Annotated in this window: 12 protein-coding genes; 8 read left to right on the forward strand and 4 right to left on the reverse strand. The window is 70.5% G+C overall.

Annotated features, from left to right (window positions below; all coding sequences use genetic code 11):
• Positions 1-6: 6 nt before the first annotated feature.
• Positions 7-1,677: an MFS transporter gene (locus tag OG579_RS18545; RefSeq protein ID WP_328859292.1), complete on the reverse strand. Its 1,671-nt coding sequence runs from the start codon at positions 1,675-1,677 to the stop codon at positions 7-9.
• A 329-nt stretch (positions 1,678-2,006) separates the two neighbouring features.
• Here OG579_RS18545 and OG579_RS18550 point away from each other — a divergent pair, with 329 nt between their 5' ends.
• From OG579_RS18550 to OG579_RS18560, 3 genes are read left to right on the forward strand one after another with little or no spacing between them, the layout of a single operon-like run.
• On the forward strand, positions 2,007-2,891 hold the full coding sequence (locus tag OG579_RS18550; RefSeq protein WP_328859293.1) for a DUF3027 domain-containing protein: 885 nt from the start codon (positions 2,007-2,009) through the stop codon (positions 2,889-2,891).
• A gap of 19 nt (positions 2,892-2,910) precedes the next feature.
• Entirely contained in the window at positions 2,911-5,745 is a 2,835-nt protein-coding gene (locus tag OG579_RS18555) for a sacsin N-terminal ATP-binding-like domain-containing protein (RefSeq protein WP_328857137.1), read from the forward strand.
• A gap of 9 nt (positions 5,746-5,754) precedes the next feature.
• Complete coding sequence (locus OG579_RS18560) at positions 5,755-6,336, forward strand: phosphatase PAP2 family protein (protein WP_328857138.1); 582 nt, start codon at positions 5,755-5,757, stop codon at positions 6,334-6,336.
• Here OG579_RS18560 and OG579_RS18565 read toward each other — a convergent pair.
• Positions 6,329-6,586, reverse strand: a complete 258-nt coding sequence (locus OG579_RS18565; RefSeq protein ID WP_328857139.1) for a DUF2530 domain-containing protein — start codon at positions 6,584-6,586, stop codon at positions 6,329-6,331. The genes OG579_RS18560 and OG579_RS18565 overlap by 8 nt on opposite strands.
• 162 nt (positions 6,587-6,748) lie before the next feature.
• Between OG579_RS18565 and OG579_RS18570 the strand changes: the two genes are divergently transcribed.
• From OG579_RS18570 to OG579_RS18580, 3 genes are all read left to right on the forward strand, one after another.
• On the forward strand, positions 6,749-8,188 hold the full coding sequence (locus OG579_RS18570) for an NCS2 family permease (RefSeq protein ID WP_045824181.1): 1,440 nt from the start codon (positions 6,749-6,751) through the stop codon (positions 8,186-8,188).
• 106 nt (positions 8,189-8,294) lie between these two features.
• Complete coding sequence (locus OG579_RS18575) at positions 8,295-8,726, forward strand: Rv0880 family HTH-type transcriptional regulator (RefSeq protein WP_045824141.1); 432 nt, start codon at positions 8,295-8,297, stop codon at positions 8,724-8,726.
• Between the two features lie 84 nt (positions 8,727-8,810).
• A complete protein-coding gene (locus tag OG579_RS18580; RefSeq protein WP_328859294.1) occupies positions 8,811-10,061 on the forward strand; it encodes an MFS transporter in 1,251 nt (416 codons plus the stop codon).
• A 78-nt stretch (positions 10,062-10,139) separates the two neighbouring features.
• Here the strand turns inward: OG579_RS18580 and OG579_RS18585 are convergent, their stop codons facing one another.
• Positions 10,140-11,363, reverse strand: coding sequence for a GNAT family N-acetyltransferase (locus tag OG579_RS18585; RefSeq protein ID WP_328857140.1), 1,224 nt, complete (start codon positions 11,361-11,363; stop codon positions 10,140-10,142).
• A gap of 67 nt (positions 11,364-11,430) precedes the next feature.
• Here OG579_RS18585 and OG579_RS18590 point away from each other — a divergent pair, with 67 nt between their 5' ends.
• Both OG579_RS18590 and OG579_RS18595 read left to right on the forward strand, forming a co-directional pair.
• Positions 11,431-12,678 (forward strand): MFS transporter, encoded by a 1,248-nt coding sequence (locus tag OG579_RS18590; RefSeq protein WP_328857141.1) that lies wholly within the window; start codon positions 11,431-11,433, stop codon positions 12,676-12,678.
• Positions 12,679-12,750: 72 nt separating this feature from the next.
• Positions 12,751-13,581, forward strand: a complete 831-nt coding sequence (locus OG579_RS18595; RefSeq protein ID WP_408068701.1) for a TrmH family RNA methyltransferase — start codon at positions 12,751-12,753, stop codon at positions 13,579-13,581.
• 10 nt (positions 13,582-13,591) lie between these two features.
• Here OG579_RS18595 and OG579_RS18600 read toward each other — a convergent pair whose 3' ends face one another.
• Positions 13,592-15,001 (reverse strand): phytoene desaturase family protein, encoded by a 1,410-nt coding sequence (locus OG579_RS18600; protein WP_328857143.1) that lies wholly within the window; start codon positions 14,999-15,001, stop codon positions 13,592-13,594.
• Between the last annotated feature and the right edge of the window lie 59 nt (positions 15,002-15,060).

Raw genomic sequence — 15,060 nt, forward strand, 5'->3', positions numbered from 1 at the left:
GGGGCTCTACAGTCCGTTCTTCTCGTGTGACTCGACGCGCACGCGGCGGGTGGCCAGGCGGTCGAGGTCGATGGCGCCTGTGGGTTGGGTCTGCGCCGGGCGCCGTCCACCGAACCCGGGGACCAGGGTGGCGCCGCGGTAGGTGAAGAACGTCTGCGACATCCCCAGCGCCAGCAGCACCGACACCACCGTGAAACCGATCCACAGCGTCGAGGGCAGCAGCACGCCGAGTGCGGCCCCGATCACCCAGCACAGCTGCAGAACCGATTCCGATCGGCCGAACGCCGAGGCGCGCGACTCGTCGGGCAGGTCGTCCTGGATCGACGAGTCGAGACACACCTTGCCGATGGCGCTCGTCCCCGAGGCGACGAGTGCGGCCAGGGCGGCGAACAGGATGGATCCGAACACCGCGGCCAGCACGGCGGCGGCGAGGCTCGCGCCGGTCACCGCGACCACGATCTTCTGTGGGTTCCGCAGCTCGAGTCGCGTACCGGTCGCGTTGCCCACGAAGTTGCCGACACCCGCGGCCGCACCGACCGCACCGAGCAACGCCAACTGCATCCAGCCGGTGTGGGAGTTCTGGTTCGATTTCGCCCAGAACGCGATGTACAGGGTGAGGAAGCCGGTGAGGACGCGGATGGTGCCGTTGCCCCACAGGCCGGTGAGCACGTTGCGTCCCAACGGCTGTCGCATCTTTGCGGCGAGTGCCGCGGGCGTGAAGCTGCGTTCCTTGCGGTCGGTGCCGGGGCGGGCGGGCGGCTCGCCGTGGTAGGCCAGCGTCGCGGGGATCTCGCCCGCGGTCACCTCCACCCACGCCGGGATGCGCATGCAGAACACCGCGCCCGCGATGGCGAGCAAGGCCAGACACACCATGGCGCCCGGCACGTGCAGGGGCAACACCTGGCCGAGCATGGTCTCGAACAGTGCGGCGGTGGCGCCGCCGATGACCGTGCCGGCCACAAGTCCCCACGTGGTCAGGCGGGAGTTCACGCGCACGAGGTCGATGCTCGGCGGCAGAACACGCGGTGTGACAGCGGATTTGAGCACACCGAACGATTTCGACAGCACCAGCAGACCCAGCGCACAGGGATAGAGCACCCACGGGTCGTAGGTCAACTGGTCCTTCACCGGGTCCCACCCGGCGTTGGTCATGATGAGCAGGGCCAGCAGGACCCGGATCCCGAACGTGGTGGCCATCGCGATGCGACGCCCGCGCTGCAGTTTGTCGAGCGCGGGACCGATGAGCGGCGCGATGAGTGCGAACGGGGCGATGGTCAGCGCGAGGTACAGCGCCACCTTGCCCTTCGACTCGGCGCTCGCCGCGGCGAAGAACAGGGTGTTGGCGAGAGCGACGGTCATCGCGGCGTCGACGGCGTTGTTCAGGATCACCGGGAACGTGAGCGCGGTGAGGCCCGATCGATCGGCGCCGTCGGCGGTGGCGGCGCGGTGGAGTTTGTCGATGCCCTTGGAGGTGAGCTCGCGCCCGCGCAGGGCGGCGACCCGGGTGACGGTGAGCTTGCGCGGCATCGCGCGCGAACCGTCCCTCGTCGTGCCGCGCTCGGGCTCCGGCGGGTGGTCGCGCTCCACGCGGTCGTCGAGCGGGTCGAGGTGCGGATTGTGCGTGGGCGGCGGCCGGTAGGCCGAGGTACGGGGTGCGGTCGAGGGGCGTGGCGGCATCGGGACGCGACGACGCCCGTCGACGGGATAGTTCGCAGCGCCCGGATGTTCGCCGGCGGGCCGGTCGCCGGGCCCCACGAAGCGGTCGGTGGGAGCCGCCGGATCGGCCTGCGCGCGCCGCACACGCGGACGTACTCCGCGACGCTCTCCGGGCCGGTTCACCGTGCCGATTCTTCCCTATCGCTCCGATCGCGACCAACCCGCAACGCGGGTGTCGGCGTCCGATGCGGCAGAATGACGGTGTGAATACTGTGGTGGACGGTGCTGACGCCGCGTTCGAGGACTCGCCGACCGACCGGTCGACGTCGACAGCCGATCTCGAGGCGCGCCTGATCGCCGCCGTCGACATCGCGCGTGAGGCCGTCGAGGCCTCCGGCGAGGGCGCGGTGGGCGAGCACATCGAAGCTGTCGTCGAGGGCGACTGCACCGTGTCGCACTACTTCGCCGCCGACATCACCGGCTACCGCGGCTGGGTCTGGTGCTCGGTGCTCGCGACCTGTCCGCCGGTCGACGCCGGCGACGACATCGACATCACCGTCAGCGAGATCGCACTGCTGCCCGGCTCCGATGCGCTCACCGCGCCGCAGTGGGTGCCGTGGTCGCAGCGGATCGCCCCCGGGGATCTCGGGCCCGGCGACGTCCTGGCCGCCCCGGCCGACGACCCGCGTCTCGTCCCGAACCACATCGACTCCGATTCGCTGCAGTCGGAGTCCGACCTCGACGATGTGTCCGCAGTCATGCTCGAACTCGGACTCGGACGCACCCGCGTGCTCTCACGCGAAGGCCGTGACGATGCCGCGACCCGCTGGTTCGAGGGCGCCCACGGACCCGACAGCGACATGGCCGGAGCCAGCAAACTGCACTGCGGGAGTTGCGGCTTCTATCTCCCGGTCGCCGGCGCCCTCCGAGTCGCGTTCGGTGTCTGCGCCAACGAGTACGCCGCCGACGGCACCGTCGTCTCCGCCGAATACGGTTGCGGCGCGCACTCCGACGCGGTCGCGCCCTCGGGCGAGGGATCGCCCGCCTACGACGCCTACGACGACGGCGCCATCGAGATCGTGCCCGCCGCACCCGCCGAGAATGCACCCACCGACAACGCGCCTGTCGTTGCCGAGTCGGACACGGTGCCGTCGGACACGGTCGCGTCGGTCGACGCACCCACCGAGGCGGAGGTCGCGCCCGTGGCCGACGAATCCGCCTCCGCCGACAGCTGATCCGTCTCCGCGGCCGGCGATGACCACCGTCGTTCCGCCGGACCACGACCCGTTCGACACCGCATCGATCCGGTCGTCGACACTGCGGTCGTGGGAATCGTCGGCCACCCGGCTCGCCGAGGACGTCGCGGCCGAATCCGAACTCGTCGAGTTCGGATACCGCGATCGACTGCTGACCGAACTCGCGGCCAACGCCGCCGATGCCGCCCACGCCGCCGGTGGTGGAGCGCTCGCGGTGTGGCTCGAACCCGACACCGTCCTCCACGTCGCGAACACCGGCTCCCCGTTGCACGCCGAGGGCGTGCGCTCGCTGGCGGCGCTGCGGGTGTCGGCCAAGGCCGGGTCGGATCCGGGATCGGGACAGGTCGGACGGTTCGGCGTGGGCTTCAACGCCGTCGCCTCGATCGGGGTCGAGGTGTCCGTCCGATCGACGACCGGCGGCGTCGTGTTCGGACTGGATCGCACCCGGGAAGCGTTGAGCGACAGCGATGTCGCCGTCGCGGAGTCGACCGTCCCCATGCTCCGGTTGCCGTGGCCGGACCCGATTCCACCCGCCGACGGCTACGACACCGAGGTCGTCATCACGCTGCGCGACGACGTCGACGGACCGGCGCTTCTCGCGTCGATGGCCGGTGAGGTCACCACCCTGTTGCTGGAACTGCCTTCGCTGCAGACGATCCGCTGCGGTGACACGTCGGTGCGACGACACGACAGCACCGTCGACGACGTCGACACCATCACCATCGGCGACGCGACCTGGACGCAGATCCGCACCGCACACGCGCGGTGGCTGATGCCCGGGCCCGCGGATGCGCCTGTGCCACACGGCGCCGACGTCCTGCACGCCCCCACCCGCACCGACCTGGCCCTGACCCTGCCCGCGATGTGCGTCGCCGACGTCGCGGTCACGCCGGATCGGCGTGCGCTGCACCCCGACACCGACATCCGCGTCGTCGCCGACGGATACCACCGACTCGCCCTGGCGCTGCACCCCGCGCACCGACTCGCGGTCCTCCCTTCGGCGGGTTTCCCGGCGAGCGCCACCGACGGTGTGCTGCGCGACGCCGTGATCGCCGACCTCAGCGATCACCGTTGGTTGCCCACCGCCGACGGCGAACTGGTCGCCCCCGCTCGCGCCGTCGTGATCGCCGACGCCACAGACCGTGTCACCGACATGGTGGCCGAGTTCCTCGACGGTGTCGTCGTCGCCGCGCTGTCCGACACGACGTCGCTGCGCCGCCTCGCCGCGGTCGGTGCCACCGAGACGTCCCTCGTCGAGGTGTGCGAACGACTCTCCGGCGTGACGCGCCCGCCGCGGTGGTGGCACGACCTCTACGAGGCCATCTCGCCGATGATCGCCGACGACAGGGTCCGAGGGGAGATCGCGACGATCCCGGTGCCCCGAGCCGACGGCCGGATGTCGATCGGGGCCCGCGGCCTGGTGCTGGCCGATGTCGGCGCGAGAGCCAACAGCGCCGACGACACCGCGCCGCCGTCGATCTCGTGGGTCGCCACGGTGCACCCCGAGGCCGAGCACCCGCTGCTCGAACGGCTCGGCGCGCAGCGACGATCGGTGAGCGAGCTGCTCGCCGACCCCGCACTGCGGTCGGCCATCACCGAGACCCACGAGTCCGACTCGTGGGCGTCCGACGGAATCCCCGGCGACGACCCGGCGGAGCGGTTGGCACACGAGGTGCTCGGTCTCGTGGCCGCCGACCCCGAGGCCGACATCCCACCCTGGTTGGGGCAGTTGCTCATCCCGACCCGGACCGACTCACCCGATGACGACCCGCTGCGGCCCGCCGACGAACTCCTGCTGCCCGACAGTCCGATCGCGTCGGTGCTCGTGGCCGACGCGCCGTTCGGTCGTGTCGCCGCCGATGTCGTGACGAGGCACGGCGTCGACGCACTGCGTCGGATCGGTGTCGGGTGGGGTTTCACCGTCGTCGCCGACGAGTTGCCCACAGGCCCCGACCACGACCTCCCCGACGAGGCGCAGTGGTGGGACCACCTCGATGCCGAGCCGCAACGACTCGTCGCGGTGCGCGATCTCGATCTCGTCGACCCCGACCGATGGCCCGCCGCACTGTCGCTCCTCGCGACCGACCCGACGACGGTTGCCACACTGACCGATCCGGCCGGCTACACCGCCTGGTGGCTGCGGACCTATGCGGAGATCGACGACACGCCGCTGGGGTGGTTCCGCGCACCCGACGACGCCACCTTCGCCGGTGTTCTCGACCCGCTCGATCATCCGCACGCCGCTCTGCTCGCCGGTGCGCTCGCCGGCGCCGAGGTCACCTCGACCGATCTGGCCGCGGTGGTGCTGCGTCGCCTCGGTGACCCCGACCGCGCAATCGCCCCCGGTGTCGCCGCGATGGCCCACGCCGCGTTGGTGCGCGCACATCGTCGGGGTGTGCTCGACCTCGACGACCTGGATCCGCCGGTCGGGGTGCGCACCCTCGCGGGCACCGTCTGCGAGACCGCCGTCGTCATCGACGCGCCGTGGATGCTGCAGATCGTCGACCCGGGCGAGGCCGTGGTGCTGCCACCGCCGCTGGTGTCGGCCGACGCGTCGCACCTGGCCACGATCCTCGACATCGCGACCGCGGGGGAGGACATCGCGGTCACCGTCGTCGAACCGGGTGAGCCGTCGACGTGGGCGCAGAGCGCGGTGGCGCTGACCTTCGCGCTGGCCACCGGCATCGCCTCGCCCGGCGGCGAGGTGCGCCTGCACGACACCGTGCGACTCGATGTGCGGCGGGGCAGCGACACCCGCCGCGTCGAGGTCGACTGGTGGGTCGACGACGCGGGGATCCACCACCTGGGCCGACCGGTGGGACACAGCCGGTAGAAAGGTGACATGCAGTTGACGACACCGGGTGTCGACCACGACGTCACCGAGTGGGTCGCCGACCACCGGACCGCGTGGCTCACCGATGTCTTCCGCGTCATCACCACCGTCGGCAACACCGCCGCCATGACCCTGATCGCGATCGTCGCGGCGATCGTCCTGTGGCGCATCGGCTCCCGCGACAGGGCGGTGACCGTGCTGATCGGATCGGCCTCGGGGTGGCTGCTGATGCAGGCGCTCAAACACCTCGTCGCGCGCCCGCGTCCCGAACCGCGGTTCCGGGTGATCGCCATCGACACCTACTCGTTCCCCTCGGGGCACGCCATGATGTCGGCGGTCGTCCTCGGCCTGGTCGCGGTCGCGGCGTGGCAGACCTCGGTCTGGGTTCGAGCGCACGCCCCGGTCCTCGCGATCGCCCCCATCGCGTCGCTGCTGATCGGGGCCAGCCGGATCTACCTCGGCGTGCACTGGACCACCGACGTCGTCGCGGGATGGCTGATCGGCGCGATCTGGGTGGTGCTCGCCGTCGCGGTCGCGCGGGCGGTGGGTCAGCGACGACGGGCGACCGTCAGCGCCGACGACGTCAGCTGAGGCCGCGCTGCGCCGCGCGGTCGCCGCGACGGCTCGCGCGCCGTTGCACCGTGAAGATGGTGGTGCCGAAGACACCCACCACCAGGCCGATGATCGCGCTCACCAGTGTCGACGTGGACCCGATGCCGGTCGCCGCGATCACGATCGTCGCGATGAGCCACGCGGCCATCCCGACGTAGACGACGTTGTCGGGCGTCATCAGCCATCGCGGCGGTTGGGGAAGGGCCTGCGCATCGCCCGCATCGGTCATGGGTGCCAGCGTAGGGTCTCCTCCGGGCAGGGGACAGCCCACGGGCCATCGGCCCGCGAGAACTCGACACACCAGGAGGCGGGCGTGCCGCGCACCCCCAGTGAGAAGACCGATCCCGAGAACACCGGTGCGCAGGGGTCGACCCCCGTCACATCCGGCGCCGTGCGCGGTCGGCTCGACCGATATTTCCATGTCTCCGAACGCGACTCGACGATCTCCCGCGAGATGCGCGGCGGGCTGGTCACCTTCTTCACGATGGCCTACATCGTGGTCCTCAACCCGATCATCATCGGCGGGGTCGCCGGTAGCGACCGCAACGCCGACGTGCTGGGCAACGTGCTGCCGATCGCCGCCGTCGCCGCGGTGACCGCGCTCGTCGCCGGACTCATGTCGATCGCCTTCGGCGTGATCGCGAACTACCCGTTCGCCATCGCCACCGGCCTCGGCATCAACAGCCTGCTGGCGGTCAGCATCGCGCCCGACGTCACCTGGCCCGAGGCCATGGGCCTCGTCGTCATCGACGGCATCATCATCGTCCTCCTCGCGGTGACCGGACTCCGCAGTCGCGTGTTCGCGGCCATCCCCGCCGAACTCAAGGCCGCCATCGCCGCCGGCATCGGCTGCTTCATCGCGTTCATCGGCCTCGTCGACGCCGGGTTCGTCACCCGCACCCCCGATGCTGCGGGCACCACCGTCCCCGTCGGCCTCGGTGTCGGCAACTCGATCACCACCCTGCCCACGCTCGTGTTCGCGATCGGCGTGCTCGTGATGGGTGTGCTCGTGGTGCGCAAGGTGCGTGGGGGACTGCTCATCGGCATCGTCGTGACCACGCTGATCGCGGTCGTGGTGCAGGCCTTCGCCGACCTGCCCGCCTCGGGCAACGGCCGCAGCGGATGGAGCCTCAACATCCCGACGTGGCCGGGGACCATCGGTGACCTGCCCGATCTCAGCCTCGTCGGCGACGTCGACATCTTCGGCGCCTTCGTCCGCATCGGCGTCCTCTCGGCGTCGATCTTCGTGTTCACCCTCGTGCTGTCGAACTTCTTCGACGCCATGGGCACCATGACCGGGCTGGGCAAGGAGGCCGGACTCGTCGACGCCGACGGCAACCTGCCGAACGTGGGGCGCGCGCTGGTCGTCGAAGGGGTCGGGGCCATCGCCGGCGGTACCGCGTCGGCGTCGTCGAACACGGTGTTCGTCGAATCGGCGTCGGGCATCGCCGAGGGGGCGCGCACCGGCCTCGCCAACGTGGTCACCGGGCTGCTGTTCCTGGTCGCGATGTTCTTCACGCCGCTCTATCAGATCGTGCCGCTCGAGGCCGCTGCCCCGGCGCTGGTGGTGGTGGGCGCGCTGATGATCGCCCAGATCCGGTCGATCGACCTGACGCGGTTCGAGTACGCGCTCCCGTGCTTCCTGACCGTCGTCGTGATGCCGTTCACCTACTCGATCGCCAACGGCATCGGCGTCGGGTTCATCAGCTGGGTGGTTCTCGCCGCGGCTCGCGGGAGAGCGCGCTCGGTGCACCCGCTGCTGTGGATCATCGCGGTGCTGTTCGTGGTCTATTTCGCCAAGGGCCCCATCGAGACGCTGATCGATCGTTGACCACGCATTTCATACCGATGACCGATGCGCAGTCGTGCACATGAGTTGGCGCGTCACATTGGTAGTTCGGCGTGCATTCGGTATCACGTGACCTATTGTTGAGCCCGTGAATGCCAAAGACGACAAGCTGGCCAGCGATCTGGCCCTTGCGGTTGTGCGCCTGGCGCGGCACCTGCGCGGGCGGCGGCAGTCCTCCACGGTGTCGTTGACGCAGCTGTCGGCCTTGTCGACCCTCGATCGCGAGGGACCCATGACCCCGGGCGCGATGGCCGCCCAGGAGCGTGTCCAGCCGCCGTCGATGACACGCGTGATCGCCTCACTCGCCGATCTCGGCATGGTCAAGCGCGATCCGCACCCCACCGACGGTCGCCAGATCATCGTCACGCTGTCCGATCTCGGCAACGAGGTCGTCCGCGACGAGACCAACGCCCGCGAGGCATGGCTCCGCGGGCAACTCGAGAAGCTCGACGGCTCCGAGCAGGCCGTCCTCCGCCAGGCCGTCGAGATCATGTCGACGATGGTGTCGAGCAGCGACTAGCTCGACGACGAGCACCGACCGGTCGGTTCGTCTGATCTGAGCTGTTTTTAGCGGCGGTAACATGGTCGGGTGCCGTTGCCCCTGATGTTCTCGTCCCTGGGGGTACGGAACTATCGCCTGTGGGCCGGCGGCCAGGTGGTGTCGTTGGTGGGCACCTGGATGCAGCGCATCGCCCAGGACTGGTTGGTCCTGCACCTGTCCGGCAACAGCGGTCTCGCCGTCGGCATCGTGATGGCCCTGCAGTTCGGACCCACCGCCGTGCTCTCCATGCCCGCCGGCGCGCTGGCCGACCGCTTCGACAAACGCCGCCTGCTGATGGCGACCCAGATCGGGATGGCGCTCTGTGCGCTGTTCCTCGGCGTCTCCGACACCCTCGGCATGGCCACCCTGGGGCAGGTCTACGCGTTGTCGCTCATCCTGGGGTGCATCTCGGCGATCGACGCACCGATCCGCCAGTCGTTCACCGTCGAGATGGTCGGCCCCGAACACCTGCCCAACGCCGTCGCGCTGAACTCGATGACCTTCAACCTCGCGCGCATCATCGGCCCGGCCGTCGCCGGCGTCCTGATCACCCTGATCGGCACCGGCCCGGTGTTCCTCGTCAACGTGGTGAGCTTCGTCGCCGTGCTCATCGGGTTGACGTTGATGCGGCCCGGCGACCTGCTGCGCAGCGAACGGTCCACCGGACGGTCGTCGGTGCGGGCCGGCCTCGCCTACGTGCGCGCCCGACCACACCTCGTCGTCGTGTTCGCCACCGTGTTCATGGTGTCGACGTTCGGCATGAACTTCCCGCTGTCGCTGGCCCTGTTGACCGCCAACACCTTTGCCGGGTCGGCGGGCGGTTACGGCTTCCTGTCGACCATGCTCGCCGTCGGGACGTTGGCCGGTGCGACCCTCGCCGCGCGGCGTCGCAACCCGGCGCGCCTGCGTCACTTCCTGGCTGCGGCGACCGCGTTCGGGGTCCTCGAGGTGGTCGTCGGTCTCATGCCGAACTTCGCGTGGGTCGCGGTGATGCTCGTCCCCGCCGGTGCGGCGGTGCTCACCTTCAGCACGTCGGCGATGAACATCGTGCAGCTGTCGGTCGACTCGTCGATGCGTGGTCGCGTGATGGGCGTCTACATGCTGTGCTTCCTCGGCGGCACGCCGCTCGGGAGCCCGTTGCTCGGGTGGATCGCCCAGGTCACCGACCCGCGTGCGCCCCTGATTCTCGGTGGCGCCATCAGCGTCGTGGCCACCGTCACGTGCATCGTCGTCCTCATGCGCGTCCGCCGCATCAGGCCCCACGTCGACCACGGCAAACTCGTGCTCACCCCGGTTCCCGCCGCCGGCGGCTGAGATCGTCCCCGTGGTGGACGTTCGAGGGGGATATGCCCTCGGCGGGCGCTCAGGGGGACGATCTCGGCAGCGCGACGGTCAGAAGAAGGTGCCCGAGAACGGTTTCCGGTCGGTGAGGAACGCCTGATCGAGGTCGCACAGGGTGGTGTGGTCGGCGGCCCAGAGCCGGTCGGCGGCGGCGAACTCGGTGGCGCGATAGCCGCCGAGGTAGATACTGCCCAGCACCGACACGTCCATGCGCACCGTCGCGGGCTCCTCGGTCGGTGTCGCGGTCGCCTGACCGTCGCGCACCGACAACGCGAAACGACCGCCGTTGCCGCGGAAGGTGTCGGTGACCTCGAGCACCGCGTCGAAGTCCTCGGAGTACGTCCGCGCCTCGAGCGCGGCGGGGATGTCGATGATGCGCAACCACATCGAGTCCTTGATCGCCGTCACCGTCGGCGCCCGCAGGTTGGTGAGCTTCATCGGCAGCGGGTCGTCAACCGGGATCGACGCGGTGACCGTCGGCGTCAGGTCGAGGCCGAGCAGAACGCGCCACAGATCGGTGTGCGCGGTGTCGGTGATCGCGACGAACTCCGACACCTCCGCACGCGACTCCCCGTCGACGTGGTTGATCCGGTAGCTCGCGTACCCGTCGGGGTGCACGAGGTAGTGCAGCGCAGAACGGCCGTCGCGCAACATCTCCCGATCGGCGAAGATCATGTTCCACCACACCCGCGACCGCACGATCGCGCCCGGGTTCATCGACGCCCACCGGTCGTGCAGGTCGGGCACCAGCTCACGGACCTGCTCGTCGGTCGCGAACCGCACCGGGGAGTACGACGGCGGCGGGTCACGCAACTCCGCCTTGGTCAGATCTATCGACGCGCTCTGCTCGAAGCAGGCGGGGCCGTAGCCGAACCGTTCGTAGATCGTCGCCTCACTGGCGGTGAGGATCGAGAAGACGCTCTCCTCGCGTTCCCACTGGTCGAACAGCTCGGTGATCATCATGCGCAGGATGCCGCGACGACGATGCGTGGCCGCCACCGACACCCACGACAGGCCCGGTAGATCGGCCCGCGTGCCGCCCGGCAGGGTGAGGGTCATCCGGTAGAACATCGCGACACCGGCGAGCACCGACCCGTGCGGACCGGAGTCGTCGTAGACCACCACCACATCCGAGTCGCGCAGCTTGCTGCGGATGTCGGCCTCGGCCTCGGCGTCGAGAGGGTGGATGAACGCGAACGCGCGGGCGTCGGCCGCGATGATCGCCGGCCAGTCGGCGTCGGTGGCCCGCCGCAGGGTCAGATCGGTGTCGGTCACACCTTCTACGTTTTCACACAGGCCGGCCCCGGAAATATCGGGACTCGATCCTGCCTTGACTGTGGTCATGAGCCACTCGAACAGTTCCGCCTCGGACGAGCGGGTCGGCACGCGCGCTCTGCCCACCGCTGGTCTCGCCGTCGTGCTCGGCGCGGTGATGCTGGGCACCACCATGCCGACCCCGCTGTACTCCACCTACGAGCGCGAGTTCGGGTTCTCGCTGCTGACGGTGACCATCGTCTACGCGATGTACGCCGTCGGCGTGCTCGCGGCGCTCATCGGGCTGGGCACCTGGTCCGACGTGCTGGGTCGTCGCCCGATCCTCGCGCTGGGTGTCGTGTTCTCCGCGGCCAGCGACGTCGTCTTCCTGCTCGCCGATGACACCGCCGTCCTGTTGGTGGCCCGGGTGGTCTCGGGGCTGTCGGCGGGTGTGTTCGTGGGCACCGCGTCGGTGTCGATCATCGAGATGGCCCGTGGACGGCTGGCCGGACGCGCCCCGGTGATCGCCTCGCTGGCCACGATCGGCGGGCTCGGACTCGGACCGGTTCTCGCATCCATGCTCATCACGTGGGCTCCGGCGCCCCTGCACACCACCTATTGGGTCCACCTGGGCCTCATGGCCGTCGCCCTGGCCATCATCGTGGCCGTCCCCGAGACCCGCGGTCGCCACCGCGAGCGGTCGCTCGGCCTGATGCCGGTGCGCGTGCCCGAGGAGATCCGCGCCTTCTTCCTGCGGGCGGCACTGCTCGGATTCGCGGGCTTCGCGGTGATGGGCCTCTTCACCGCCCTCGCTCCCACCATCTCCGCCACGATCGTCGGCGTGCACTCGGCGATCGGCGCGGCGCTGCTGACGGTGTCGGTGATGGCGGGGTCGCTGCTGGGCCAGCTCGCCGGCCGCGCACTCGCCCGCGAGGCCGCCGACATCCTCGCGATCGTCGCGATGATCGCCGGTATGGCCGTCCTCGTCATCACCCTCGTCGTCGGACGGTGGGAGCTGCTCGCCGTCGCCGGGATCGTGGGCGGGGCCGGCCAGGGCATCGCGTTCGCGCGCGGTCTGCAGGGCATCGCGACCGGCGCACCGGCCGACGAGAAGGCCGCGGTGACCTCGGCGTACTTCGTGATCACCTACATCGCGATCAGTCTGCCGGTCGTCGCCGAGGGGTTCCTCTCGCGCGCGGTGGGGGTGAAGACCGCGGGCATCACGTTCGCCGCCGTGGTGATCGGTCTCGTCGCCATCGCCTCGCTGCTGCTGGTCCGCGAGCGCCGCGCGGAGGCCGCTCGCCCGACACCCACGACCGCGGACGCCCCCGCCTGAGCACGCGACCGTCCGACCACGCCCCTGCCATCCAGACGACGTCGTGACGGATCGGTCGGGTTGGATGGGCGGATGTCCGTAGACGTCATCGACATCGTCGATCCCGACGACCCGCGCGTCGACGATTTCCGAGACCTGAACTCCGTCGACCGCCGTCCCGACCTCCCCGTGCTGCCCGGAGGACGTCCGGGACGCGGGCTCGTCGTCGCCGAGGGCGTCCTGGTGGTGCAGCGGATGATCGCCTCCCGGTTCACCCCGCACGCGTTCCTCGGGGTCGACAAACGCCTCGACGAACTCGCCGACGACCTCGCGCAGCCCACGATCGAGGGGCTGCCGTTCTACCGCGCCACCGCCGAGGTGATGGCCGAGATCGTCGGATTCCATCTGAACCGCGGCGTCCTCGGTGTCGCGCGTCGACCCGAACGTCTCACCGTCGACGACGTCGTCGCGCAGGCCCGCACCGTCGTCGTGCTCGAGGGCGTCAACGACCACGAGAACATCGGCAGCATCTTCCGCAACGCCGCGGGGCTCGCGGTCGACGCCGTCGTCTTCGGTCGCGGGTGCGCCGACCCCCTCTACCGCCGCGCCGTGCGCGTCTCGATGGGACACGCGCTGCTCGTGCCGTTCGCGGCCGCGGAGAACTGGCCCGGCGATCTCCACGACCTCCGTGACCGCGGGTTCACGGTGGTGTCGCTGACCCCCGACGCCGACGCGGTACCGCTCGCCGACGCCGTCGGCGCCGATCGCGTCGCGTTCATGGTGGGCGCCGAGGGACCGGGCCTGTCGGAGACCGCGATGCGGGCCGGCGATGTGCGGGCACGGATCCCGATGGCCCGGGGCACCGACTCGCTGAATGTCGCCACCGCCGCGGCGATCTCGTTCTACGCCCGCGTCGCGCGGTAGCTGCTCGCCGTCAGAGGTGTCGCAGCGCCGAGGTGGCCGCGTTGAAGCCACCCATCCCGTGGGCGCCCGCACCCGGGGGAGTCGACGCCGAACAGAGGTACACACCCTCGATCCCGGTGGCGTAGGGGTCGATCGCCGGTCGCGGGCGGAATACCACCTGCAGCCCCCCGTTGGAGCCGCCGATCACGTCGCCTCCCGCGTAATTGGGGTTGCCGGAGGCGAAGTCGGCGGTGCTGGTCACCGAGGTCGTACGGATGCGGGATCGGAAACCGGGTGCGAACCGTTCGATCTGGGCAGTGATCGCCTCGGTCGCATCGCCGGAGAACCCGTGAGGCACATGGGCGTAGGCGTACAGCGGGTTCAGCTCGCCGTGAGAGCGGGACGGGTCGGCGACGTACTGCTGTCCCACGATGAGGAACGGCCGGTCGGGCATCTCGCCCCGGGCCACCTGGCGCTCGGCAGCGAACACCTCGTCGGCGTCGCCGCAGACGTGGACCGTGCCCGCCGAGGCGACGCCCGGCGCGGTCCACGGCACGGTGCCCTCGATCGCGTAGTCGACCTTGAAGGCGCCCGGTGCGCGGCGGAACCGTCGGTAGGCGCGCTGCACCCGACGGGGGAGGGCGTCGCCGTAGATGTCGACCGCCACCTGCGGCGAGGTGTCGAGGAGCACGATGTCGGACGGCGGCAGGTCGGCGGTGCTCGTCACCCGGTGTCCGGTCTCGATCGTGCCGCCCAGGTCGACGAGCATCGCGGCGAGCGCGGAGGTGATCGCGGCCGAGCCGCCCCGGGCGACCGGCCACCCGAAGCGGTGACCCGACGCGGCGAGCATGAGTCCGACCGCGGAGGTGAGTGGTCGGTCGAGTCGGGTGTAGGCGTGCGCGGCGGCACCGGCGAACGCGGCGCGGCCCTGCGGGGTCGCGAACAGACGCGCGGTGATCGTCGCCGGGGGGAGGGCCCGGGGGCCGAGGGTCGCCAGGGCGAGCAGGTGTCGGGGCAGATGCACGATCGGCTGCATGACCTCGGTGGCGAGATCGTCGAATCGCGCCGCCAGCGGACCCACCAGTGCGCGCCACCGCGGGCCGTCGCGGCCCAGGCCCTCGACCGTGGTGTCGATCGACCGGTGGATCAGCGCCGCGGTGCCGTCGTCGAGGGGGTGCGCACAGTCGATCGGCGCGTGATCCCACTGCAGGCCGTAGCGGGCCAGGTCGAGACGCGACAGGAACGGCGATCCGACGCCCAGCGGATGGAATGCCGAACAGTGGTCGTGGGTGAGTCCGGGGAGGGTCAGTTCGCCGGATCGGGTGCCGCCGCCGATGGTGTCGGCGGCCTCGAGCACGGTGACCGCGACGCCCGAGCGCGCGAGGTGCACGGCGCCGGCGAGACCGTTCGGACCCGACCCGACCACCACGGCGGTCGTCATCGGAGCGCCACCACCGGATGACGAACCTGCGACACGACGTTGCGACCCATGGGTTCGAC

This window comes from Williamsia herbipolensis (assembly GCF_036153515.1).
Lineage (GTDB): Bacteria > Actinomycetota > Actinomycetes > Mycobacteriales > Mycobacteriaceae > Williamsia_A > Williamsia_A herbipolensis.